Origin of the sequence: Paenibacillus sp. FSL K6-1558 (assembly GCF_038002565.1) — a bacterium.
In the GTDB taxonomy this organism is placed as follows: domain Bacteria; phylum Bacillota; class Bacilli; order Paenibacillales; family Paenibacillaceae; genus Paenibacillus; species Paenibacillus polysaccharolyticus.
Map to the genome: position 1 here is coordinate 4,420,579 of NZ_JBBOCV010000001.1, position 24,476 is coordinate 4,445,054.

Consider the following 24,476-nt stretch of genomic DNA (forward strand, 5'->3'; position numbering starts at 1 on the left):
TGAAGAATAATAATGATATTGTTTTGACGGGACAGAGGAGGAATTGTGATGAAACTGCTTCAGCGCATCAAAAACGGAGCAAACAAAGCAACAGAGCGTGCTCAGCATGCCGTTGAGATTGGCAAACTGAATAATCAGATTGTGGGCTTGCAACAGGAACAGGAAGTCCATTTTACCGATATGGGCCGCATCTTCTATGAAGGTTATCGTGCACAGGATATGACGCTCGCTGAAAAGGAAATGGTAGATCTGTCTAATCTGTGTGACGAGTTACAGGATGAGATCGACGCTCTGCGCAGCAAGATTGCCGAGTTGAAAAATGAACGCCTGTGTGAGTGTGGACACGTTGCATCACTGGATGCCAATTTTTGTCCGAAGTGTGGACGCAAATTGGGCGAATCCAAACCGGGTGCAGCTGCATCGGGAACGGCCGGAGCGGCAGGGGTTGCCAAAACGGCAAATCATGAGACGGCAGCTGCACAGAACCCGGTTACGGAGCAGTCGATTTTTGATGCACCGCCGGCTGTGGAAGAACATGAAGAGACCGAGCCGTATCATACGGTTATCCCTTCGATTGCGGATCTGGATACGGAACCGGGATATAACAGCACCGAGTTTACGCTGGAAGAGAAGGAAGCGTTCGATGCAGAGTGGGAACGCCGCAGAGAAGAGGAAATGCAGCGGGAACGTGAGCGTCAGCAGGAGCTGGATGAGCGTATTCGTTATTGGAAAGAAAACAATCCGATCGTGAACACCGTAGATGTGCAGACGGAAGTGCCACGTGAAATGGTGAAGTGTCAGATTTGTGCATCCGAATTGCCAAAAGGCTCGAAGTGGTGCCCGCGTTGCGGAGCCGAGCAGATTTGATGCAGTAGACGTGCTGCCGTCAGGCAGTGCTGGTTGCTGACAGCATGGGGGGACAGAAATATGGACCAACTGCTGCATCATCTACGTCATCTCGGGTTCACCGAGATGGAATCTAAAATTATGGTGGAATTAGCCCGCCAGGGATCAGCCTCTGGATATGAGGTAGCCAAACGGCTGGGTGTGTCCCGTTCCAATGTATATGCAACCTTGCAACGACTGGAATCAAGAGGATTTCTCCGGTGCAGTCCGGGAGAACCTGCGAAGTACAGCATGTTGAAACCGGAAGAGATGACACGCATGATCTCGGATCAGATGCATACTTCTCTGGATTACGTCGAGCGAAGCATGCCGAAGAGCGAACCGGAGAAACCTGTGTTTTACAATGTCGAAGGCGACAAAAATGTTCTGGAGAATCTGAGTCGTGAACTTGCCGCAGCGCAGCACGAGATTGTAGTGGATGTGTGGCGCGAGGAAGCAGAACTGCTTCGAGAGGAGTTGCAACAGGCTGAGGCTCGGGGTGTACGCTTATTGTGGTCCTGTGAAGGTGGGGAAGGTATGGTAGATCAGCCGCTTCCTTTGCCGGGATTGCCCTCACATGGCATGGGTAACGGGCGTAAGTTCTCGCTCGTTGTAGATCGCCGCTGGTGCATGCTGGGCATGCGTGGGGAGTCATGTCCTACGCAGGCCGTGGTCACAGCTCATCCGGTAATGACCGGATTGCTACTGAATCATTTTGCACAAGAACTGGTGCTGTATGAACTGGAGCAGGATATCGGCGAGGAGTTGGAGGATCGCTACGGACGTCGGTACGCAGACATTGCTGCACGGTACTGGTCTACCCCTGCACCAGATCATGAACAGTAACACTACAGTAGCAGGAGAGCTCTTACGGGAGAAATAAGAAATACCAAAAAGGACGAGGCGCGAACAGAAGGGTTCGTTGCGGCTTCGTTCTTTTTGTGTTGTTTTGTGTTACTGATCGTGGCACTCTTTGTCTAGCACATACTCGAAAACCTACGGCTTGAGCGCTAACGATCACCACAAGCCTTATTTTGGCGAAATCGACCTCTTTCAGATTCTAACGATCCTCAGGAACGCTATTTCGTCCAAAAAACATCTTTTCACCGCCAATAGAGCCATTTTTGCCTAAATAACGTCTCTGGTGGAGCTAGAATAAAAAGTGGACACCCGTTAACGGACGGAAGGATAATAAGGCTAACGGAGGTGTGTCCACATGGGAGAACAACGGCAACGATACAATGAAGAATTCAAGAAACAAACGGTAAAATTTATTCAAGAACAGACCAAGACACTCGGAGACTTGGCAGAAGAACTCAACATTCCAAAAAGTACATTACACCAGTGGATGGGCAAGTATCGTGAACTTAAACATGAGCCCGTAGCTAGCGTAGATCGAGTGAAAGAACTGGAAGCAGAGCTTAAAGAAATGCGCCGGTTACTTCAAGAGAAAGAGCATACGCTTGCGGACACGCAAGAGGAACTGGCTATTGTAAAAAAAGCAGTGCACATCTTCAGCAAACCAAAGAATTAAGATTTCAGTTTGTGGAAGACCATCGCTCCCTGTTTTCTTTGGAGAAGATGTGCACTCTGTTACACGTGTCACGGAGCGGATATTACAAGTGGCGGATGGATCTAACCAGTAAGCAACAGCGCCGGAGAACTGAAATCATGAAGCGTATTCGGTTTCATTTCTACGACCACCAGAAGCGGTGTGGGAGTCCGAAAATTACGTATGCGCTCCATCTGGAAGGATACAAAATTTCTTCCCGTACCGTCAGTATATACATGCGTCAAATGAATCTTCGTTCCGTGCACAGTCCTCGGTATCGTGTCCAGACCACGGATTCTAACCATCATCATCCCATTGCACCCAATACGCTGAACCAGCAATTTCAAACGTCCAAACCGAACACTGCATGGGTCACCGATATCACCTACATTCCCTGCCGTGGAGGCCGGTTATATCTCGCCAGTGTTCTGGATTTGTGTACGCGTGAGATTGTGGGCTGGCGCCTGTACAACCATATGGAAACGAGCTTGGTGTTAGATGCATTGAAAGATGCTTACCAGGCCAAACGCCCCGCTCCAGGATTGCTCCATCACTCGGATCGTGGCTCACAGTACACGTCAAAAGAATACGTGGAGCAACTGAAATCGTATGGTATGGAGCTCAGTATGAGCCGCCGAGGAAACTGTTACGATAACGCATGTATCGAGTCTTGGCACAGTATTTTGAAGAAGGAACTCATTTACTGTAACCCTCGTTTTAAGAATCCAGAAGAGGCGTATAACGCCATTTACCAGTACATTGAGTTCTATTACAACCGCAAGCGAATGCATGGTGCGCTAGGTTATCTTTCCCCTACTCGTTTTGCGAAGAAGTTTACGGACAAATCCGTCGCGTAAGTGTCTACTTTCTTGACATTGGTCCATGGTGATCGTTACATTTCACGAGACCCCGAAATGGGGCAAATAACGTTCCCTGTGATCGTTAGAATTTTTCTGAGCCCAAGCTCGCGCACATTCACTTTAGGTGGTTCATGGGTACAACGATACAATTCAGAACCCAAATGCAGTGATGCTTGTTACAGCATTGGTTTGCCATCCGGTTGATAGTAAAGGAATGCTCCTGGAATACCTAAAGGGTAATGTGATTGGGAATAATGAAGGTAATCGTCTAGGGATGAGTTAAACGTATGAAGTAATGCTATTTTTGAGAAAATGAAGTTAGACCCCATGTACTCGTTTCAAAGCTTTGAGTACGTCGATATAATACGTGGAGCCATGCGGCACAAAATCCGCCGTGCTTACTTCGCATATGAGGCGTGCAGCACTGGCGGAATGCTCATAATCGCCATGATTGGACGAAAGGTCGGTTGATGTCATTGTGATTTCTTGGGTGCACTCAGACAGTGACTCACCAGTTCGTAGGGATGCGGTTAAGGGTGTGTCATCCTCTAATGGGGTAGATAACGCTTCACCTTCTTGCACGAATGTCTGTTGCGCACGCACACCAGATGCCTGCACGGCATCTTTCTCTTGGCGGAACAGGGCGAGCAAGTCATCCAGTGGCGCTTCATAGAGACTATCCACTTCGCTAGCCTGAAGAACATAGGACTCCAGTGGCTGGTTCAGGCACAGACCGTAGACAGCACTGAATTCCCGATCCAGAAACGGAATACCACGCACCTCACCCTGTAGCTGTTGCCTAGCCGTGAACAAATAAGTCAGTGCATCGAATGAGGTATGCACACCGAGCTCTTCTTCGAGTTCACGATGTGCATCCTGTAGCTGTTCACCGGCTACGAGGTGGCCTGCCGCTGTGATATCATAATATCCGGGAAAAGTATCTTTAATATCCCGTCTTCGCTGAAACAGAACCATGCGCTTGTCGCCTTCGTCACGCACGATCCAGCAATGAAAGGAACGATGCCAATATCCTTTGGCATGGACCTCGTTTCGGGGTGCTGTACCGATCCATTGTTGCTGATCGTCATAAATGTCGAAACGTTCTGGGGTCATGAAACGTATCTCCTTATATAGCAGAATTTAAAGTTCAAAATTTCACAAAGTATCTTTTTAACGAAAGGGGAACGATTGTATGGAATGCATTGTACACTTTCAGGTGATTTATCCGCAACCTCAGGAGCGTAAAGCGCTTAGGGGACTTATCTTTGTAGGGCAAGGTCAGGAGCCGGCCACGAGTCAGCTTACGACGATGTTCAAAGACATGGGATTTCATGTTCGTTTGGAAGACGAAGCACAGTTGTTGTTTAAACCGACGGATGCCAGCGCCAATTTTGAATACATTCGGGTTACTGAACTGGATACCGGGGAAGAGGTCTACAAGGAAGACAAAGATCTCAAATCGATTCTGGAACACTTGCTGCCAAAACGTTTCTAAATAAGAGACGCATGACCAGCATACAGCAATCACAGTAAATAAAAAAAAGGTCCCACCATTAAGGTGGAACCTGAACATTTGCAGGTTTGATGTACTTTATACGCGTATGCATAGCTAAAATAGTTTTCGATCAAACAAGAATGAGTATGCTTAAATGCTCTATAGATGCAGACAATAATCATTACATAAGCGTACATTGGCTTAGATGTCATTGCTGTATCAAGAATCAAACCTGCATTTGCTTTATTTATATTTGCTCTACACATTAATAGATCAGACCCTTATGCCGGAGCGTTGCTTCCTTCAGCCTCGAGCTGGGAAGTGCATTGGGAACAACGAGTAGCTGCAGCAGGAATTTCAGACAGACAGTACTTGCATGCTTTCGTTGTTTTTTTCGGTTCAGGCTTGGCATGCTCTTTACGTTTCAGATAGTTAATGCCTTTAACCAGCATGAAGATACAGAACGCCACGATAATGAAATCAATCATCACATTGATAAATTGACCGTAAGCAATGACGGTGGCGCCAGCTTCGTTGGCTTGAGCCAGTGTCGTGATGTCTTGTCCACCAGCTGTTTTTACGTCAGGGTCAAGGTTAATGATTTTTTGGCTGAAATCGATCCCGCCGAGCAGTTTCCCAACCGGTGGCATGATGATATCATTCACAAGGGACGTAACGATTTTTCCAAAAGCAGCTCCGATAATTACACCGACCGCCAGATCAATGACGTTGCCGCGAACAGCAAACTCCTTAAATTCTTTCAGTATGCCTTTCATGTAACAATCTCCTTTAACGACTAGATTCGGAACGCATCCTCCAAGGTAAGTCCCGTCAGGATACGCTTTTGTTCTCATATTGTACATAAAAAATGAAAATCAATCATCCCCCATTATGCAAAAGAAACATCGTTTCCGCAAATTCCATGAAAATACCTCTTTATTTCAAGCCGCCAATTCGGTATACTTCTAACATTGTCAGTGAGATTACACTTTTACATTCAGGTTCGCAATTATACATGGATACGAATCGTGAAGCCAAAATGAATTGAATAGCCGTTACTCGTATATGTGCAGGAATAGGCCTGCATGTCTCTACCCGATCACCGGAATGATTGGACTACGGGAAGGATGCTTCTACGTTCTGCGTGGGTTAAGGTTAGGTCTGCCTAAATACATAGGTATGGCTTCCTGAGCCTCGCCCTGTGGCGTATGCAGTGTTCGAGCGGCTTGTGTCCGTACAGGAACAAGTCCGTCTTTCCCGTCTCCGGTTCATGCCGCAGGTGTGGACAGGCGGGCTTTTTGTTTTTTTACCCGGGAGAGATATTGTGGAGCAGACTGTACATGGCGGTAGAGGGCATTTGGGAGGAAAAAACGATGCAATTGTTAAAAGACAAAGTAAGACAGGAAGGCATTGTCCTGTCCGAGCAGGTACTCAAAGTAGACTCATTCCTGAACCACCAGATGGACCCCGTGTTGATGAAGGAAGTTGGCAAAGAGTTCATTCGTCGGTTTGAAGGGGAGAACATTACACGTGTGCTGACGATTGAATCATCCGGCATTGCGCCGGGTATTATGACCGCACTGGAACTCAATGTTCCGCTGATCTTCGCCCGTAAGCAGAAGTCACTTACCCTAACGGAAGATATTTTGGTGGAGAAAGTGTATTCCTTTACCAAGCAGGAGACGAATGAAATCACGGTAGCGAAGAAGTTTATGAATCCCGGCGACCGCGTGCTGATCATTGATGATTTTCTGGCGAACGGCGAAGCTGCATTTGGCCTGGCTCGTATTGTAGAACAGGTTGGCGCGGAAGTCGTTGGGATCGGGATCGTGATTGAAAAAGCATTCCAGCCGGGAGGCCGTCTGTTGAAAGAAGCGGGTTACCGCGTGGAATCTTTAGTTCGTATTGGAGCACTGTCCGATGGACAAGTAACCTTTGCAGATGAGGAGGGCACGAACTAGTATGGCACGCGAACGTATTTTTCAACGTCACCGGCATCCGGCCAAAACCTTCTCACTTGGCTTGCAGCACGTACTTGCGATGTATGCAGGAGCTGTCATTGTCCCGCTTATTGTTAGTAGCGCACTTGGATTCACACAGGAGCAACTTACCTATTTGATTGCGATCGACCTGCTTGCTTGCGGTGTAGCTACACTGCTTCAGGTCTGGGGCAATAAATATTTCGGCGTTGGCCTGCCAGTTATGCTGGGCTGCGCCTTCCAGGCCGTATCTCCGATGATTATGATCGGGAAGAGCAGCGGCGTATCTGCCATTTACGGTGCCATTATTGCCTCCGGTCTGTTCGTTCTCATTTTCTCTGGTTTGTTTGGCAAACTCATTCGGCTCTTTCCGCCAGTGGTTACAGGTTCCGTGGTTACTATTATTGGTCTGACCCTGATTCCGGTAGCATTTACCGATTTGGGTGGGGGTCAGAATGCGGAGGACTTTGGCAGCGGTGTACATCTGTTGCTCGGTTTCGGTGTATTCATCTTCATTATTTTAATGACTCGTTTCACTACAGGTTTTGTACGCTCCATCTCTGTATTAATCGGTCTGTTCGTTGGCACAGTGGCTGCTGGCTTCATGGGTGAGGTGAAGTTTGCTCCCGTTCTTGATGCAAGCTGGTTCCATATGGTTCAGCCATTTTATTTCGGAAGACCGACCTTTGAGATTGTTCCTATTCTGACGATGATTCTGGTCGCGATTGTCAGTGTGGCCGAATCTACGGGCGTATTTATGGCTCTGGGTAAAATGTTGGACAAGGATCTGACCTCCAAGGATTTGGCGCGTGGATATCGTGCAGAGGGACTGGCTATTGTGCTTGGGGGGATTTTTAACTCGTTCCCTTATACAACGTATTCGCAAAATGTAGGGCTTGTACAGATGACTCGTGTGAAGACACGTGATGTCATCGTTGTTGCAGGCGGTTTGCTGATCGTTATTGGCTTTGTCCCGAAAATTGCTGCTCTAGCTCAGCTTGTTCCCGGATCAGTGCTTGGCGGTGCCATGGTGGCGTTGTTCGGTATGGTGATTTCGTCGGGTATTCGCATCATTGGCACTCAGGTGGACCTGAACCGTCATGAGAACCTGTTCATCATTGCATGTTCTATTGGCATGGGACTAGGGGTGACGGTGGTACCGCAGTTGTTCGCAGGTGCACCAGCCTGGGCTCAGATTATGCTGGGCAATGGCATTATTGCAGGTAGCTTTACGGCAATCTTTATGAATTTGTTGTTTAATGGCCTCGGCAGTAAAGAAACAGCTGCCCAACTGGCTGCACAGCATACAGATGAGATGGCTCAGGAGAACAGCAAGACTGCATAAAGGTGAGGTAAGGAGTAATGTAAGGCTGGATAGGATTATGGCTTGGAGTGGGATTCTATCCCTTCATAAACTGGCCGGAATCGCTGTTCCTTTTAGCCTGATGCATGGTCAGAAGGGTTATTATGTAAAGCGTACATGATGAATGATTCACGTCATAAAGCATGTTGACTCAGCATATAAATGATTTATTTCTTATATTATTCACGTTATAAAATATCAATGCGATGAAGTATAAGTTAACCTTTATTTTGGACAGTTAACATAATTTACGCACAGCAAACACCGAAACAATGGGTTCAGCACAAACCATTGTTTCGGTGTTTTCTTGTTATTGCACGATACGATATTATAGGTGCCGCATCTGCTTCTCGGCAAAATCACCAACCCAAGGCAGTTTCAGCCATTTTCCTTGCAGACTTGTAACGACGGTCAGGAGCCATACGATTACACCTAGCAGGGATAACAGTGAAGCTACAAGTGGACCAAACAGTGGGAGAAAGGCCGACAGTACATGCCCAACCATAATCAGTCCGAAAACCGTCACGGATTGAAGGGCATGGAACAACACAAATCGGCTGCGCTTCTCCACGGCTAGAAAGATGATGCCGCCTACAAACGTGAATAAATAACACAACATGCCGGCTATATTTTCATCCAGACCGCTGGACGATTTCATGGGAGACATTCGGCCCAGCCTCCTTTGTCCTTTTTATATAGGCTATGTAGGAGGTGGACAGAACTGAACCGATGAATGGATTAAGTTTGAATCTGTCTGCGAGGGCTGGTTATTTTCCCTTTTTTATCTTCATCATCTTCCTTCGGCACCAGACGCTCATCTGTTTTTCCTTCATGATGATTATCGAATGCATACTCTGTCAGCTTCCATTCGGTCTTGCCGAGTACGAGATCGGCAGGAAACTCTTGCCCCCGGTGAAGGTGCTCTTCCTGCCCGGCTTCATTGATATAAACGCCGTCGACCTCGACCTTTTCATGCGAAAGGGGTAACATATCCTGTTCTTTTCGTTCCATAACAGGTCCTCCTTTTAGTTCCATATAGTTAACTAATTTGGTGATCCAAGATAATATCCCCCGAATAGTTGCGGGTTATGCTGGATAGATTAATCCGTATAGAATAAACATTTTATAAAATATGATTCGGAATTAAACTTTTTGGGCAGTAAAACCGTTATATATATTAGGAAAAATCGTCAAGTCGTAACGAGGTTCCGAATATGATACAATAAGATTATGATTCAACCTGAATCATATCGGGTATTTATAGTGTCAGGTACTTGCTATTCGGCGAGGTTCCCGACCTAAAGCTTGCTTTAAGCCGCGCACACAACTTCATGAATGGCATTTAAGACTTATTCGGCGTTCTCTAAACGGAGCATTCACTTTCAACGTTTTGGGAGGGAATTACAATGGCAACGAAAGGTCACAATGAGGTCAAAGAAAGTTTGAGGGAAATGACTCGGATTTTCCGTCCTAAAGATCCAAAAAAATTCGTGAAGGAGTATGTGAGAAAATACCGGATTACGGGTGGATATGAGGAAGAATTGACTTCTGTCGTTGAGCATGAACTTGTCAAGATGGATTCTTCCGTATCCTGAAACAACACCAACTTCTGATTATACTGTTCCAATATGAATAGAACCGTCTCTCGGGCCTTGGCTCCGGCAGACGGTTTTTTTTGCGTTTGTGGAGTCAATTAGCATGTATCTATATTATCTTGGATTTAGTGTCACTTTAGGGGCTTTGTTCTGAATTGCCTGCATATACATGGAAGTATACCTACAGCAGGAAGGATGAAGGCATGTGGACCCTATATTGAAAACCAGAGAAGAGATTGGCTACATGCGAGAAGCGGGACGGATATTAAAAGAATGCCATCAACATATTGAACAGTACATGGTTCCAGGCACCACAACAGCGGAGATTAACGAGCACGTTGAAGCCTTTCTCGCGGATCATGGAGCCACACCTGAGCAGAAAGGGTATAAAGGTTATCCCTATGCTACATGTGCTTCCGTCAACGATGTGGTCTGTCATGGGTTTCCTGGAAGCCAGGCACTTGCAAGTGGAGATGTCGTGACGATTGATATGGTAGTAAACAAAGACGGTTGGCTTGCTGATTCGGCCTGGACATATGCCATAGATGAACCGAGCAGATCTATTCGTCGGCTTATGAAACGTACGGAAAAGGCGCTTTATAAGGCGATAGCACAGGCCGTTCCAGGGAATACACTTGGAGACATTGGTAGCGCAATTGAACGAACGGCACGATTGTACCGATATGGAATCGTTAAACCGCTTATCGGCCATGGCATAGGGCAATATATCCATGAGCCACCGAATGTACTGCCTTATGGAAAACGAAAAACAGGAATGATGCTTACTGAAGGCATGGTCATAACCATTGAACCCATATTCACGAAGGGTAGCTCCGGGGCTGTAGTGTGGGATGAGGATGGCTGGACAGTCCGAACGCTGGATGAAAGCTGGGGCGTGCAGTATGAACATACCGTAGCCATTACCAAGGATGGGCCGTTGATCCTAACAGATGGAACTTAAACGAAAATTTTCCCTCTATAATTGAATAATTGAAATGCTGTAAAGCTGGCGTGAATGCTCCATGCAAATATCGACTCGAAGATCCATGGGGCAGAATCGTCCATTTCCAGTCGGTGTGGTAATAGTTTCCTGAAAAGGCGAAGAATCTTTTTGCATAATCTTGCATGTTTTTATTGTGATAAAAGTCGCCAAGAAATCTGATATCATCACCGAAATTTGGCAAAATTTTTCAGTGGTTAATTGTAATACTTTTAAGTGAAATCGTTTGCAAACCAAGTTGTGATGCGGTTTTATACATAAAGTGAACAATTTGTGAACATGTGTCCAAAGATTGACAAAATCATACCCTCAACTTATATTTAATAAGTGATTGAAGCATATAGAATGAATTGGAAGAATGCGCAGACATGCCCTGGACAGGAAATGACGGGAGTACTGGAAGCGTTATTTTTGTAAGCATCCTATATGATGAAGAGGATTATGTGTATCGTGCTGAAACGTACATGTGTTGCCTTTGTACCGACGACAACGTAATCTACGAAAACGTAAAAAAGTGGGGTAGATCAATGATGAAACAGTGGCAGGTTGCAAAGCGAATTCTCCCCTTGCTGGCGGTGTTCTCTTTGCTGCTATCCGCATGCGGGCGGGAAGACTTGTCAGTAATGAAACCTCAGGGTCCTGTGGCGCAAGGCCAATATGATCTGATGAAGCTGTCTATTGCGATTATGATCGTGGTGCTCATCATTGTATTTGCAATTGCTGCCTATGTCCTGATTAAGTTTCGCAGACGAGCCGGGCAGAATGAAGTACCCGAACAGGTTGAAGGCAATTTCAAGCTGGAAGTAATATGGACAGCCATTCCTCTATTGCTGGTCATTATTTTGGCTGTACCAACGGTTCAGACGATTTTCGCCCAAGGTGAAGATTTGTCGAGCGACAAAAACGCAGTTAAGGTCCAGGTAACCTCACATCAGTATTGGTGGGAATTCACTTATCCTCAGTATGACATAACCACCGCTCAAGACCTCATCATCCCGACCGGAAAGAAAATTGCATTCGAATTGAAAACCGCGGACGTGCTTCATTCCTTCTGGGTGCCGTCACTTGCGGGCAAAATGGACACAAACCCGGATGGAACACTGAACAAATTCAGCTTCTCTGCTCCAAATGAAGGCGTTTACCGTGGTAAATGTGCCGAGTTATGCGGTAGATCTCATGCTTTCATGGAATTCAAAGTTAAGGCTGTTAGCCAGGAGTCCTTTGACCGCTGGGTTAACGCGATGAAAGCGCCAGCTGTGCTTCCTGAGGACACACAGCTTGCTGAGAAATTCAAAACGAACTGCCTGTCTTGCCACGCTGTAGGCGATCAGGGCGGACCTGTTGCACCTAACCTTACAGGTATTGGTGGCAAGGAATCCGTTGCAGGTATTTTGCTGAATCAACGTGAAGGTCAGGAAGAAGGTAAACCGGTACTGGATAACATGAAAGAGTGGCTTCATGATCCACAAGCTGTGAAGCCGGGCAATACGATGCCAAGTCCGAAGAGTCTGGGACTGACGGATGAAGAAATCGACGGAATTGCCGAATATTTGGCCAATTACAAATTGGACTACGAATAGAACAGCAAGGATGAAGAAGGGGGTACACAACCTTGGCTCATGCGCATAGCGTCAAGCGGTACAAGGGCTTGATGGACTGGATCACCACCGTCGATCACAAAAAAATCGCCGTTCTTTACTTGGTTGCAGGCGGACTTTTCTTCGGCATTGGCGGAATTGAAGCCATTTTGATCCGGATTCAACTGATGAAGCCGATGAACGATTTTGTATCGGCGCAAGTGTTTAATGAATTGATTACGATGCACGGAACTACGATGATTTTCCTTGGCGTGATGCCGATTATTTTCGCCATTATGAATGCGGTGGTCCCTTTGCAGATCGGGGCACGTGACGTAGCGTTCCCTTTTGTTAACGCTCTGGGCTTCTGGACATTTTTGTTCGGTGGTTTGTTACTTAATCTGAGCTGGATCATGGGAGGCGCGCCGGACGCAGGCTGGACATCATATACACCTCTCTCCGGTTCGGAGTATAGCGGAACACACGGTGTAGACTTCTATACGATCGGTCTTCAGATCGCCGGTCTGGGTACACTCATCGGAGGCATTAACTTCCTGGCTACCATTATCACCATGCGTGCGCCAGGCATGTCCTATATGCGGATGCCGATGTTTACCTGGACCACGTTTATTACATCAGCCATTATCCTGTTTGCTTTTCCTGCCATCACGGTGGGCCTTGTATTATTGACGTTTGACCGTATTCTCGGTGCGAATTTCTTCGATGTTGCAGGTGGCGGTAACCCCGTGCTCTGGCAACATATCTTCTGGATTTTCGGACACCCGGAAGTTTACATTCTGATCTTGCCGGCATTCGGCATTATCTCGGAGGTTATTCCAACCTTCTCGCGTAAGCGGTTGTTTGGATATAGCTCCATGGTATTTGCAACCATTCTGATTGCCTTCTTGGGCTTCATGGTATGGGCGCATCACATGTTTACGACAGGCCTGGGTAACGTGGCCAATGCGTTATTCTCGATCTCAACGATGCTGATTGCGGTTCCGACAGGGATCAAAATCTTCAACTGGCTCTTTACGATGTGGGGCGGACAGATTCGCTTTACGGCGGCCAATCTCTTTGCTGTCGGATTTGTACCAACCTTCGTTATGGGTGGGGTTACCGGTGTCATGCTGGCTTCTGCCCCGGCAGACTTCCAGTTCCATGACACGTACTTTGTTGTAGCTCACTTCCACTATGTTATTGTGGGCGGACTGGTTCTCGGATTATTCTCCGGACTTCATTACTGGTGGCCGAAGATGTTTGGTCGTATTCTAAGTGAGTCGCTCGGGAAGTGGACATTCTGGACATTTATGATCGGGTTCCAGCTGACCTTCTTCGTACAGCATTTCCTCGGTCTGATGGGGATGCAACGCCGGATTGTTACATACTTGCCGAATCAGGATTTTGACCTGCTTAACCTGATTAGCTCCATCGGGGCGTTCCTTATGGGCGTAGGGGTCATTATCTTCCTGGTGAACATCGTCATCACGACAAAGAAACCAATCGATGCACCAAACGATCCGTGGGAAGACGGCCGTACACTGGAGTGGACGATTCCATCGCCGCCGCCAGAGTACAACTTCAAACAAACACCACTGGTGCGTGGTATCGATGCATATTGGAAAGAAAAGATGGCAGGCAACAAGGAGATGACTCCGGCGGAGCCGGTAGGTTCCATTCATATGCCATCTGCTACACCGTTGCCGTTTGTGATGTCGGTAGGTATTTTTATCGCCGGACTTGGACTAATGTTCAGCAAAGACAAATTCGAAATGGAATTCATGAATTTTATTTTCAATAATTATATTGTGCTTATTATCGGTCTTCTCATTACATTTGGTGCGATGGCACTGCGCTCATTATATGACGATCACGGCTGGCACATTGAACCCGAGGATCAGGACGAGAAGGGGGCGAGAACATGACAACCTCACATGCCGAGCCGGTAAACGGCAAACTGCCGCACGAACCAGAGAAGGCAACGCTGGAAGGACGCAACAAGCTGATTGGCTTCTGGCTGTTCCTTGGCGGTGAGACGGTACTGTTTGGTACACTCTTCGCGACCTTCCTCGCACTTCGCGGGCAGACCAATGATGGACCTACAGCGAATGAACTGTTCCATCTGCCGCTTGTGGCAGCAGCAACCTTCATCCTCTTGGTCAGCAGCTTGACGAGTGTATTCGCCATTCAGGCGATGCACAAAGGGAACCGAAATTCACTGGCTTTGTGGCTGGGGATCACAGTTGTTCTAGGTCTGGGATTCCTTGGTCTGGAGATTTACGAGTTCTACGAGTACGTGAAACATAAAGAGTTTGGCATGACCACGAGCGCCTTCAGTTCGGCATTCTACACGCTGGTCGGGTTCCACGGAGCCCACGTTGCATTCGGTATTGTGTGGATCGGAATCATTATCGGGCAACTGTTCAAAAAAGGATTAACGGTCGTAACCGCACCGAAAGTCTATGTCTCAGCCATGTACTGGCACTTCATCGACGTTGTGTGGGTGTTCATCTTTACGGTCGTGTACCTGCTCGGAAAGGTGGGGTAACACATGTCCGCTCAGGATCAAAGTGATCAACAGCCGGTGAAGCACCGTCACCGTGCGGAAGGGCCTTCGAAGCATGTCGTCGTGTTTATTTTCTCCATTATACTCACGTTGATTGCCTTTGCAGCTGCTGCAGCCGGAGGGGTTAACACAACCTTCACCATTATTATTATGGTTGTCATGGCCATTCTGCAGGTATTTGTGCAACTTGGTTACTGGATGCACTTGAAGGACAAAGGCCACTTGATGCCAATACTATTTATGGCCTTTGGATTTTTTGTAGCCTTTACATGTATTATTATGGCCCTCTTCTGGGTCTGGTGGTAAGAGAGATGGCGGCGGCGAATGCCGCCGTCTTTTCCCCTTTTATACGAGTGAATGATGAATGATGGAGGTTTGCATCTCTGGATCGTTCCAATGTACTGTCATCAAGAGAGTATGACATCGTGGTAAGTGAAATAAATGTTCACCAAAACAGGTCACGGGGAGGTTTCCCGTATGCTCGGGTTGCAATATTTTAGTTTTGACGACTTATGGAGTCCGCTTATTCTTGCTTTATTTTTGATTATTGCGGCAGCCTATCTCGTATTAGTGGGTCCGTTCAGCGAGAAAGTACAGGGCGCAGAGCCAGCAACTACCGGACAGAAAATCATGTTTCTCGCAGGTCTGTTCGCTCTATATCTGGCACAAGCGGGTCCCTTCAATCTACTGGGTCATGTAATGTTCAGCTTCCACATGGTGAGCATGGCATTATCCTACCTTGTTGCTCCGCCATTGATGATGAAAGGTTTGCCGACTTGGGTATGGCGCGGTATTGTGCGCTGGCTGCCTACTCGCAAGCTTTCCTTCCTGGCGCATCCCATTGTAGCGGCAGTGTTGTTCAACGGACTGTTTTCCTTGTATCATCTGCCCGTTGTGCATGATTATGTCATGTTGAATTTTACCGTTCACCGGTTGTATTATATCGTACTTTTTATCACATCCATGCTGATGTGGTGGACGTTACTTAACCCTCTGCCAGAGGGTAGACAAGCTTCAGGCTTGTCAAAGGTTGGATTTATCTTTTTGAACATGGTGCTGTTAACGCCTGCATGTGGATTAATCATTTTTGCTTCCGAACCGCTGTATCAGACGTATAGCAACCCGGCCATATGGGCTGAAGCGATGAGGTATTGCGTATCTGGCGACTCCTCGGCAATTCTTCGTTCATTCGGAGGGCCGGCGTTCTTTAATGTCCTGTCTTCCACGAAGGAGGATCAGCAGGTGGGTGGGATTCTTATGAAGTTTATCCAGGAGGGCATCTTTGTGTCTATGCTGGCTTATGTGTTTTCTCAATGGTATCGGAAAGAGAGACAGGAAGAGGATGATGATCTCTCGCCTGCTGGTGGCGGTAAAGAGCAGGGGCCGCTCAATCCGGCCGCCAAATCGTGAGTGTAATGTGACGACAAAAGGGGGAACACACGATGGATATGTATTTTTGGCTGCCTACAATCAGTACTTCGTTCATTGTGCTTAGTGCGATACTTGTGGCGATTGGCTGGGCTTTAATTATTCGTGGTAAACGTGAGGCACACCAGTCTGCTATGGTAGCGGGAGCGATCGCAGCTCTAATCTTTTTTGTAATCTACATGTCCCGCACTGTATTTGTTGGTAATACGGCTTGGGGCGGAGACCCGGATATGGAGATCTTTTACCGCATCTTTCTGATCTTTCATATTATTCTGGCCACGGTTGCCGCTGTATTTGGTATCTCGACACTGGTACTTGGCTTCAAAAAGAATTTTGGAAAACATCGCCGCTGGGGGAAATTTACCTCCATCATCTGGTTTGGCTCTGCACTGACAGGTACGGTGGTATATGTGTTGTTATATCTGCTCTATCCGGGGGGACACACAAGTCCGGTATGGGAAGTTATCCTCGGCGCTTAAATGGATGAATCTCGCAGATGATTAGTCCATACCATCTCTCTTATTCATTCATAGAATGAGTTTGAGAGGAGGGAACCAAAATGAAAAAAACAGTCAGCATCAGTCAGACGTATCCTCGTCTTACCGTGTATTCCGAAGAGAACTACAGAGGAAGAAGCCGCATTTATCGTGGTAACACTGGACTTCGCAACCTGGACAATATTTTGGACGGGGTTGAGAGCCTGCGCTTCTTTTCAACGAGTTCGAATGCAACACTTGTGGTGTTTACACGGCCAAACTTCCAGGGAGGCTTCCGTGTCTATCGCGGGAACACCAATCTGAGAGATTTGGATGACTTGATCCGCGGCGAAGATGTAGAGTCGTTGATCTCCACCAATCAGCGTCTCACTTTGGCTGAGATTCGCGCCATCCGTAGAAACCGCAGCTTGCCAACAGGCTACAACCTCGTGTAAAACATGAGCCTCTTCTGCTATCAGGTGACCGGAAAAGAAAAAGAAAAAGAAAAAGAAAAAAGAGCTGTGCCCTTCTGTGATTGATTCACAGTGTGGGGTACAGCTCTTTTCTCTTGAGGTAGAGCAGAGGCTGTTAGTCTCCGCCGCCACCGCTATCTCCGCCTCCGCCACTATCCCCACCGCTGTCGCTGCTTCCGTGATCACTGCTCGAATGATGATGAGAGCCCGAAGAAGAATCTATATCGTGATGTTTGTGATCGTGATGGAGTCGGTGGTCGTGAGTGGGCCTGGTATGCGAGTCCGTCGAAAAGTCAGAGGTCATCATAGAAGAAGACGTAGCCGAGCTAGACGAATGATGATGCTGTCTGGACTGTCTGGAATGCCTTTTGCTGTCACTTTTGCTCTTAACCCGACCTGGCTCACTTCGAATGATGAGCCAGATCATCGCAAGGATAAAACCAAATACAAGTATGGGCTCAATAAGCCATCCCATAGGGTGATCATTCCTCTCAACTAAAATCGCTGTGTATATCTTATCGCAGAATGGATTCTTTTCCTATCCTGCTTTCCTGATTCAGGAAAAAAAGGGGTTGACGGAACATGCGATAGGTCTGTATACTGTGTATATTGATATATACAGTAATCACAGTGATCAAAACAAAAGCACAGTAAACCAGATGAAGGAAGACAGTTGAAAGGCAGGCATAGATATGGATGCATGGAAGCAAGCGTGGTGGCTAACCCGTAACGATTATAGTAAGGATAAGCTGCAGTGGTTATGGTCTGCCATATTTATGATCTACACAGGCAGTATGAGCGGCGTAATGCTGATTGGGCAGCAACAGAGTAATTTTATTAACCCGGTAGTAGATGCGTTTTTTCTCATTATGCTCCCGTTCCTAGGATTTCTTTTCAGCAGACGTTCCTTCCGCTACATACAAGAAGATTCCTACACACAGTTGCTCGCCTTTTATCGAAGGCTCCCGATTCCGAATGAAACTGTGATGTGGTCAAGACTGCAGCAATCTCTGATTGCATTCGCATATAATGGTTTTTTCTTCTACGGATCATTATATGCAGTCAGATTACACAAGGAAGGTTTCACATGGGATCAGTATTTAGCCTTTGCGCTGAGTTGCACAGGATATGGACTCCTGATTACGGGATTATATATTTACGGAGAGTTTCTCTTCAGTGGTAAAAAATATTTGATGCTTAGCTTCATGTTCTTACCGATGGCCGTTGTGATAGCTGTTCTGATCCGCCTCTCGGGTAATTATGGATTCTGGTATGTAATACACTACAGTAAACTGTGGGGCTTGTTATCTCCGATCATGTGGATTGCGGTGGTTGCAGGTTTGGCAACATTATGGGGGTTCAGTCGAGTGACGTTGAAGAAGCTTGCCGTGAGAGATCTGAGTTAGAAGGCAGCAGAATTAGTGATAAAAAGAATAAAGGATGAAACCGGCACGTTCAGGCAAGTGAGTGAAGTGTACCGGAGGGCGAGGTGCAAGATGTGAAGATACCCATTCAAATAAATGAGAATAGCGCTGAACCTTTGTATCACCAGATTGAGAACCAATTAAGGTCGTTAATTATAACGGGTCAACTGGGGGAGGGGACACATTTGCCGTCCATTCGTGAATTTGCCGGAGCGCTGAATTGCAGTGTAATTACGGTTAGACGGGTCTATCAGGATCTGGAGAATGAAGGCCTGCTTCGCACGAAGCAGGGGACAGGAACATTTGTGGCCCAGGTTGAGGCGGGAGAACGAGAGAACTACAGGCTGAAGGCAGCGGAGGAAGCGATGCAAGCTGCGGTGCAGTCGGGCAAAGCTGTAGGGTGCACAGAAGAGGAAATGGAAGTTTTGTTCCGGGAAGCCCTAAGAGCAAATTATTCGAAGTAAGGAGGGGGAGGTATGGTGGAACCTATAGCCGTTCAATTAAATGGTGTATCCAAGATGCGTAAACGCAGGGTTATTGGGCCGATTGATCTCACGATTCCGGAAGGATATGTGGTTGCCATTCTGGGGCATAACGGCTCTGGCAAAAGCACATTGCTTAACATGTTGCAACAAATTGTACTACCGGATAGTGGTGAGATCATATGGTTTGGACAGGAGAAGCATTCGGGGATACTCCCGATTGAGCTGAGACAACAGATTAGCTTTGTGGCAGATAACAGTGGTATTGAAGAGAATCGGATGACGCCGCAGGAGGCAGCCGATTTCAGATCACATTGGTACCCGAGGTGGGATATGAAGCTGTTCAAACAGCTTATGACAGACATGGATGTGCCAAGTGATGTGAAGCTGACCAAGATGTCCAAGGGAGAACGAAGGAAGTTTGAAATAGCCGCAGCACTTGCTGCACGTCCTAAACTGCTTCTTCTGGATGAACCTTCGTCCGGTCTTGATCCTTTTGCTTGGAAGGTAATGGTGGAGCAGTTCCGTGATTATATGGAAGGTGGAGACACAACCATTCTGATTGCCACGCATATTGCAGATGAAGTGAAGCGGCTGGCAGATTACATCGTGCTGATGCACCGCGGGCAGGTTCTGGGTATGGCAGAGAAAGACCTAGTGCTTGAGCAGTGGAAGGAGATCTGGTACGAAGGGGATTTGCGGCCCGAGAATATTCCTGGTGTAGTTGAATCTTTTCAGGAAGAGAATGGTCTGATCCGTGTGATTACAACCCGGGTGAGCGAAGCGCAGGAGAGGTTGGAGTTATCCAATCACCGGGTGCTCAAAATTCGCAATTTGGAACTGGGAGAAGTACTTGAATATTGGATTGCCGGGTATGCACCCGTACAGTGGAGATAACCGAAGGGAGACGATTCTGAATGAACCGATTGGAACTAAAGCAAGTCGTCAAACAGTACGCAGACAAAACAGCTGTCAATGGAGTTACGCTTAATGTAAAAGAGGGCGAGATTTACGGATTGCTTGGAGCGAACGGCGCCGGTAAAACAACAACGATGCGCATGGTGCTCGGTCTAATCCACCCGGATGGTGGTAACATTCTGTACAACGGGAAGCCATATAATACAGAGCTGCAACAGATTATGGGATATTTGCCCGAAGAACGCGGATTGTATCCCAAGGTAAAAGTTAGCGAACAGATTAATTACCTGGCACGCCTTCGCGGAATGAAAGCCAAGGATGCCGATGAGAGTCTGAAGTACTGGCTGAAGCGTTTCGAAGTGCCGGAGTACTATGATAAAAAAATCGAGGAATTATCCAAAGGAAACCAGCAGAAAATGGGCTTTATAGCCGCGGTGGTACATAGACCGCAGATTCTCATTCTGGATGAAGCCTTTAGTGGACTTGATCCAGTTAACGTAGAGTTGCTTAAATCAACGGTTAAAGAATTGCGTGATGAAGGTACAGCCATTTTGTTCTCTACACACCGGATGGAACATGTCGAGGAATTGTGTCGTCAGATCACGATACTTCATCGTTCTAACACGGTAGTGCAAGGTGAGATTAAGGAGATTAAGAGCCGTTATCCGCGTGAGCAAGTTTACCTCAGTACTCTTGGACAGGTAGAAGGACTTGAGCAGCTGGCAGGTGTGAAACGAGTGGAGCAAAACGAACGTGGATATCAGATTCAGGTCAGTGAGGTTGCAGCCGCTCAGGAGATTTTGAAAACGGCAATGGCACAGACCACCGTGGAGCATTTTGAGATCAAGGAACCAACGCTTAACCAAATCTTTATTCGTGAGGTAGGTGAGTCGAATGAATAAAATGGGCACAATTACAGGTTTCACGTTCAAAAACAAAGTAAAAACGAAGTCATTTATGGTTACTACCATTGTACTTGCACTTTTAATTTCGATTGGACTCAATGTTCCATATTTCATTACTTTATTCAATGGCGGACCAATTGGCGGCGGAGCTTCCGGTAAAAATCCTGTCAACATCGGTCTTCTGACAACGGAACAGCAGGATGTAGCACAGAAGCTGGAAGACTTCTCATCTGCTCAGGGAAATCAGGCGTATCGTTTCATCGTGAGTGGGGATAAGGACGAAGCTGCATTACAGGAAGATGCGAAGGCAGGCCTGATTGATGGTTATTTGAAACTTGAAACGGTAGTAGGACAGGAGTTCCCGAAGCCTGTTTTATATTCCACAGATGACATTTCACCTCAGATCACTACGGCTATTGAATCTGCTCTGCAAAGTGTGAAGCTGGATGTCGTAGTCAAGGATGTACTGACACCTGAACAGAAGGCGTTGATTACAACACCTGTGAAGCTGACTGCAGAGAGTCTAAGCGCCGATGATGGTGAGGCTGGAGCTGGTGCGGAAAAATCAATGAGTCCGATCAACTATATCGTTGTGTACTTGTTAATCATCTTGCTGTTCACATCTACGATGATGACAGGTAATATGATTGCTTCCGAGATCACAGCAGAGAAAAGCTCACGTATCATGGAGATTCTGATTACGAGTGTATCTCCACTCAGTCAAATGTTTGGTAAAATCATCGGTATCTTCATGGTAGGTATGTTACAGATCGGAATCTTCGGCGCAGTTATTGCGGGGAATATTCTATTACCGCACAACCGCGCAGTACTGGATGATTTCAATTTAAGTGTTAGCGACATTAATATCGCTGTAATTGTATATGGATTGATCTTCTATATCCTGGGTTACTTCCTGTACGCAGTGCTGTTCGCAGCCGTCGGTTCAATGGTCAGCCGTACGGAAGAGCTGGGGCAGGCAGTTCTGCCAATCACGATGCTGTCCCTGGTATCATTCTATATTGCACTCTTCAGCATCTCTGCACCGAATATTTTATTGCTCAAAGTTGCAAGCTTCATTCCGTTCACCTCGCCAACAGCGATTCTTGTACGGATCGGGGCAGGCGTTGCACCGACCTGGGAGATTCTAACGTCTCTTGCCATTCTGGCTGTATCCATTCTGGTCTTTGGCTGGCTCGCAGCTAAAATCTATCGCACGGGCGTACTGATGTACGGCAAACGTCCAACCTTCAAAGAGTTGTTTAAAGCGATGAAGGCGTACAAGATTTAATATTTCAAACGACGATTATGTTGTGCGTTGTCATAATTAGAAGTAGATCATGGCCTCCTGATGTTCAGGTGGCCATGATTCCTTTTTCGGATAAAGATGGAGTTGTTGGTCTGGATTCGTTTTAACGTTGGATAAAAGAATGGGTGCTACTCTACAATGGGTGCACCTTCTTTTTATTCGTAAGAAACAGGCCGGGGATAAAGATCAGTGCCAGAATGATCGCGGCTATAAGAAAACCGATATGGTACGCCTGCAATTGATTTGCAATGGATGGATGCAAACCTTGTATAGCTGTTGCAACAGCCGTCGCAATAATGGCTGAGCCGAAGCTTGAACCGAGGTTTTCAATGATATTTATTCCAACACCCGCCTCCGGAAGTTGCTTGTTGCCCAGTCCATTGTAGGCTTCGCTCATTAGTGGAAGACTAATGCCCCCAACGCTGGCACCGCGAATAAATAAGATTACTGAAATCCAGATCATACTTGTATGATCTGTGATGAAGATAAAAGGAATGGACCCAATAAGGGAAAGGAAGAGACTGACGATCAGCACATTTTTTGCACCAATGCTGTCGATCATTTTTCCAATGAAAGGCCGAGTAATCAGCATACCAACGCCTTGAGGAATGAGTGCAACTGCTGTTTCAATGGCTGTGAAGTGTCGAAAGGTTTGAAAGAACAGAGGGAGTATTAACAACGGACCCATGATGGCGATATTCGCGAAGAATAGCCCGGCACTTGAGGCTGCAAAGTTCTTATGGGTGAACAAATTCAGGGGCAGAACGGTTTGATTCCTTTTAATACGATTATAAACGAGATATAAGAGAGCCGAAGCGAGGCCTATCCCCATCCACAAGATGGTCTCCTGATTGTTGAAAGTGGCATAATCCGCTGCTTTGGTGATTCCGTATATTAAAGCTATGCTCATAATGGATAAAACGATAATTCCGAATAGATCGAGCTTGCTTTCTTTGTTAAAAGGCTCGTAGTTTGGAATCTTTCTGATCATTAGTGGTGCAGAGATCAATACAACGAACACGTTAATGAAAAAGATCCACGGCCAAGATGCGACTTGAACAATGAACCCTCCGAGGATGGGTCCCAAAATAGGACCAAAGATCATAGGAGTGCTTACAATCGCCATGACTCTGCCTAAGTACTCTTGTCCGGTTGTCTTAACCAAGAGGGTGAACATGAGGGTGGTAATGACTCCGGCACTAAATCCCTGAAGCAAACGGAAGAAGATAAAACTGGATATATCCCAGCTAACACCAATTAGTAAAGAGATTACGCCAAAAGCAATGACCGCTCCAATGAAGACCTTTTTGCTATTAAATTGATTCATAAGCCAACCAGATACCGGAACTGCAATGGCAAGGGCTAAAATATATCCTGTAATGGCCCATTGAACGGTGCTTAATGTGGTATGAAAATCTTTTGTGAGTTGACTTACAGCGATATTCACCATTGTAGAATCTAACATAGGAGCGATTGCTCCAAGAGCAATGGCCCAAGCGGTAATCAGGATATGTCTAGGTATGCCGGTTTCTTTTGCTTTGTTTGTACGCATATTACACTCCTTTAATCAATATTGTTTCCTCGTCAACCAAAATTCTACCCACTTTTAGTTTCCTTGTCAACAATAAAAAAGGTGTAAAAAAAGCATCCATATCTCTTTAGAGAAGGTTGCTCTTGGTTTTATTCTTAATTTATAGTTGTTTCACTTCATTATATCTAAACCTTGTTTCTTTATTTCGGTGTCCAAATGTTTACTGTACAGTTCAATGAAGTTCAGCATGTGATCGAATTGCTCTTCCGTTACATGCTTGAATACGGATTCATCTCTTTCCTGAAACTCTTTATGCAGTTTCTCGTGAATGTCAAATACGACTCTGCCTTGCTGGGTGAGTTTAAAAAAGACTTCTTTCTTGTTATTCGTTTTCTGATAGTCTTCAATCAGGCCTTTTTCAATGAGTTTCTTCGTTAATTTACTTATAGCGCCCTTGGTCATATACATGGACTCCGCCAGCTTGGTTACATTGGAATCTACATTTTTCTCTATAAATTCAATGCAATGGACTTCAGAAGGCTTGTACCCTTGAAGACTGCTTTCCATCTTCGATTTATTAATCCAGACTAACTTGTTAAATAAGTCCCTGAAATTCAGCATAACCTGTTCTTGCTTGTTCATGGTTAGTCACCCCATACGA

At 46.4% G+C, this 24,476-nt stretch carries 28 protein-coding genes and 1 riboswitch; of the genes, 21 read left to right on the forward strand and 7 right to left on the reverse strand.

Annotation, left to right across the window (positions count from 1 at the left end; all coding sequences use genetic code 11):
* The first annotated feature begins 48 nt into the window (after positions 1-48).
* The 4 genes from MHI38_RS19225 (at position 49) to MHI38_RS19240 (ending at position 3,294) form a co-directional block, all read left to right on the forward strand.
* Positions 49-867 carry a zinc ribbon domain-containing protein gene (locus MHI38_RS19225; RefSeq protein WP_154985310.1) on the forward strand — a complete coding sequence of 273 codons (819 nt, stop codon included), beginning with the start codon at positions 49-51 and terminating at the stop codon, positions 865-867.
* Positions 868-927: 60 nt separating this feature from the next.
* Entirely contained in the window at positions 928-1,731 is an 804-nt protein-coding gene (locus tag MHI38_RS19230) for a TrmB family transcriptional regulator (protein ID WP_090918573.1), read from the forward strand.
* A 370-nt stretch (positions 1,732-2,101) separates the two neighbouring features.
* Positions 2,102-2,419 carry a transposase gene (locus tag MHI38_RS19235; protein ID WP_090921784.1) on the forward strand — a complete coding sequence of 106 codons (318 nt, stop codon included), beginning with the start codon at positions 2,102-2,104 and terminating at the stop codon, positions 2,417-2,419.
* 11 nt (positions 2,420-2,430) lie between these two features.
* Positions 2,431-3,294, forward strand: a complete 864-nt coding sequence (locus MHI38_RS19240) for an IS3 family transposase (RefSeq protein ID WP_341181302.1) — start codon at positions 2,431-2,433, stop codon at positions 3,292-3,294.
* Between the two features lie 321 nt (positions 3,295-3,615).
* Here MHI38_RS19240 and MHI38_RS19245 read toward each other — a convergent pair whose 3' ends face one another.
* Positions 3,616-4,410, reverse strand: coding sequence for an NUDIX hydrolase (locus MHI38_RS19245; protein WP_308722961.1), 795 nt, complete (start codon positions 4,408-4,410; stop codon positions 3,616-3,618).
* Between the two features lie 79 nt (positions 4,411-4,489).
* Here MHI38_RS19245 and MHI38_RS19250 point away from each other — a divergent pair, with 79 nt between their 5' ends.
* Positions 4,490-4,792, forward strand: a complete 303-nt coding sequence (locus MHI38_RS19250) for a hypothetical protein (protein ID WP_090918571.1) — start codon at positions 4,490-4,492, stop codon at positions 4,790-4,792.
* Positions 4,793-5,073: 281 nt separating this feature from the next.
* Here MHI38_RS19250 and mscL read toward each other — a convergent pair whose 3' ends face one another.
* On the reverse strand, positions 5,074-5,568 hold the full coding sequence (mscL, locus tag MHI38_RS19255) for a large conductance mechanosensitive channel protein MscL (protein WP_090918569.1): 495 nt from the start codon (positions 5,566-5,568) through the stop codon (positions 5,074-5,076).
* Between the two features lie 263 nt (positions 5,569-5,831).
* Positions 5,832-5,931, forward strand: a riboswitch (purine riboswitch).
* Between the two features lie 234 nt (positions 5,932-6,165).
* Between mscL and MHI38_RS19260 the strand changes: the two genes are divergently transcribed.
* Both MHI38_RS19260 and MHI38_RS19265 read left to right on the forward strand, forming a co-directional pair.
* Positions 6,166-6,753 (forward strand): xanthine phosphoribosyltransferase, encoded by a 588-nt coding sequence (locus MHI38_RS19260; RefSeq protein WP_090918567.1) that lies wholly within the window; start codon positions 6,166-6,168, stop codon positions 6,751-6,753.
* A gap of 1 nt (position 6,754) precedes the next feature.
* Positions 6,755-8,116, forward strand: a complete 1,362-nt coding sequence (locus MHI38_RS19265; RefSeq protein ID WP_251509841.1) for a nucleobase:cation symporter-2 family protein — start codon at positions 6,755-6,757, stop codon at positions 8,114-8,116.
* Positions 8,117-8,462: 346 nt separating this feature from the next.
* Here the strand turns inward: MHI38_RS19265 and MHI38_RS19270 are convergent, their stop codons facing one another.
* On the reverse strand, positions 8,463-8,801 hold the full coding sequence (locus MHI38_RS19270; protein ID WP_090918563.1) for a DUF4870 domain-containing protein: 339 nt from the start codon (positions 8,799-8,801) through the stop codon (positions 8,463-8,465).
* 71 nt (positions 8,802-8,872) lie between these two features.
* Complete coding sequence (locus MHI38_RS19275; protein WP_145333884.1) at positions 8,873-9,145, reverse strand: transposase; 273 nt, start codon at positions 9,143-9,145, stop codon at positions 8,873-8,875.
* Between the two features lie 395 nt (positions 9,146-9,540).
* Here MHI38_RS19275 and MHI38_RS19280 point away from each other — a divergent pair, with 395 nt between their 5' ends.
* The 9 genes from MHI38_RS19280 to MHI38_RS19320 all read left to right on the forward strand — a co-directional run bounded on the left by MHI38_RS19280 (position 9,541) and on the right by MHI38_RS19320 (position 17,231).
* Positions 9,541-9,729, forward strand: coding sequence for a hypothetical protein (locus MHI38_RS19280; RefSeq protein ID WP_017690840.1), 189 nt, complete (start codon positions 9,541-9,543; stop codon positions 9,727-9,729).
* Between the two features lie 217 nt (positions 9,730-9,946).
* The gene (gene map, locus MHI38_RS19285) at positions 9,947-10,690 is read left to right on the forward strand and encodes a type I methionyl aminopeptidase (protein ID WP_276539943.1); all 744 of its coding nucleotides are present in this window, start codon (positions 9,947-9,949) and stop codon (positions 10,688-10,690) included.
* Between the two features lie 566 nt (positions 10,691-11,256).
* Complete coding sequence (coxB, locus tag MHI38_RS19290) at positions 11,257-12,309, forward strand: cytochrome c oxidase subunit II (protein WP_154892194.1); 1,053 nt, start codon at positions 11,257-11,259, stop codon at positions 12,307-12,309.
* Between the two features lie 71 nt (positions 12,310-12,380).
* Positions 12,381-14,231, forward strand: coding sequence for a cytochrome c oxidase subunit I (ctaD, locus tag MHI38_RS19295; protein WP_445667239.1), 1,851 nt, complete (start codon positions 12,381-12,383; stop codon positions 14,229-14,231).
* On the forward strand, positions 14,228-14,854 hold the full coding sequence (locus tag MHI38_RS19300; protein ID WP_090918554.1) for a cytochrome (ubi)quinol oxidase subunit III: 627 nt from the start codon (positions 14,228-14,230) through the stop codon (positions 14,852-14,854). Before ctaD ends, MHI38_RS19300 begins: the two co-directional genes overlap by 4 nt.
* Before the next feature lie 3 nt (positions 14,855-14,857).
* Complete coding sequence (locus MHI38_RS19305) at positions 14,858-15,178, forward strand: cytochrome C oxidase subunit IV family protein (RefSeq protein WP_090918552.1); 321 nt, start codon at positions 14,858-14,860, stop codon at positions 15,176-15,178.
* A 171-nt stretch (positions 15,179-15,349) separates the two neighbouring features.
* Positions 15,350-16,282: a cytochrome c oxidase assembly factor CtaG gene (gene ctaG / locus MHI38_RS19310; RefSeq protein ID WP_154892196.1), complete on the forward strand. Its 933-nt coding sequence runs from the start codon at positions 15,350-15,352 to the stop codon at positions 16,280-16,282.
* A 32-nt stretch (positions 16,283-16,314) separates the two neighbouring features.
* Complete coding sequence (locus MHI38_RS19315; RefSeq protein ID WP_090918548.1) at positions 16,315-16,779, forward strand: DUF420 domain-containing protein; 465 nt, start codon at positions 16,315-16,317, stop codon at positions 16,777-16,779.
* An 80-nt stretch (positions 16,780-16,859) separates the two neighbouring features.
* Positions 16,860-17,231, forward strand: a complete 372-nt coding sequence (locus tag MHI38_RS19320; protein ID WP_154960588.1) for a hypothetical protein — start codon at positions 16,860-16,862, stop codon at positions 17,229-17,231.
* 133 nt (positions 17,232-17,364) lie between these two features.
* On the opposite strand, the gene MHI38_RS19325 is transcribed toward MHI38_RS19320, so the two are convergent.
* The gene (locus tag MHI38_RS19325) at positions 17,365-17,724 is read right to left on the reverse strand and encodes a hypothetical protein (protein ID WP_139168873.1); all 360 of its coding nucleotides are present in this window, start codon (positions 17,722-17,724) and stop codon (positions 17,365-17,367) included.
* 217 nt (positions 17,725-17,941) lie between these two features.
* Here MHI38_RS19325 and MHI38_RS19330 point away from each other — a divergent pair, with 217 nt between their 5' ends.
* The 5 genes from MHI38_RS19330 to MHI38_RS19350 all read left to right on the forward strand — a co-directional run bounded on the left by MHI38_RS19330 (position 17,942) and on the right by MHI38_RS19350 (position 22,266).
* Entirely contained in the window at positions 17,942-18,655 is a 714-nt protein-coding gene (locus tag MHI38_RS19330) for a hypothetical protein (protein ID WP_221787954.1), read from the forward strand.
* A 92-nt stretch (positions 18,656-18,747) separates the two neighbouring features.
* Positions 18,748-19,137, forward strand: coding sequence for a GntR family transcriptional regulator (locus MHI38_RS19335; RefSeq protein WP_090919013.1), 390 nt, complete (start codon positions 18,748-18,750; stop codon positions 19,135-19,137).
* A gap of 12 nt (positions 19,138-19,149) precedes the next feature.
* On the forward strand, positions 19,150-20,052 hold the full coding sequence (locus tag MHI38_RS19340) for an ABC transporter ATP-binding protein (protein WP_336121233.1): 903 nt from the start codon (positions 19,150-19,152) through the stop codon (positions 20,050-20,052).
* A gap of 20 nt (positions 20,053-20,072) precedes the next feature.
* The gene (locus MHI38_RS19345; protein WP_090918540.1) at positions 20,073-20,975 is read left to right on the forward strand and encodes an ABC transporter ATP-binding protein; all 903 of its coding nucleotides are present in this window, start codon (positions 20,073-20,075) and stop codon (positions 20,973-20,975) included.
* Positions 20,968-22,266, forward strand: a complete 1,299-nt coding sequence (locus MHI38_RS19350; protein WP_221787956.1) for an ABC transporter permease — start codon at positions 20,968-20,970, stop codon at positions 22,264-22,266. The genes MHI38_RS19345 and MHI38_RS19350 overlap by 8 nt, the downstream gene beginning before the upstream one ends.
* A gap of 151 nt (positions 22,267-22,417) precedes the next feature.
* On the opposite strand, the gene MHI38_RS19355 is transcribed toward MHI38_RS19350, so the two are convergent.
* Positions 22,418-23,836, reverse strand: a complete 1,419-nt coding sequence (locus tag MHI38_RS19355) for an MDR family MFS transporter (RefSeq protein ID WP_341181539.1) — start codon at positions 23,834-23,836, stop codon at positions 22,418-22,420.
* A 150-nt stretch (positions 23,837-23,986) separates the two neighbouring features.
* Positions 23,987-24,457, reverse strand: coding sequence for a MarR family transcriptional regulator (locus tag MHI38_RS19360; protein ID WP_341181540.1), 471 nt, complete (start codon positions 24,455-24,457; stop codon positions 23,987-23,989).
* Between the last annotated feature and the right edge of the window lie 19 nt (positions 24,458-24,476).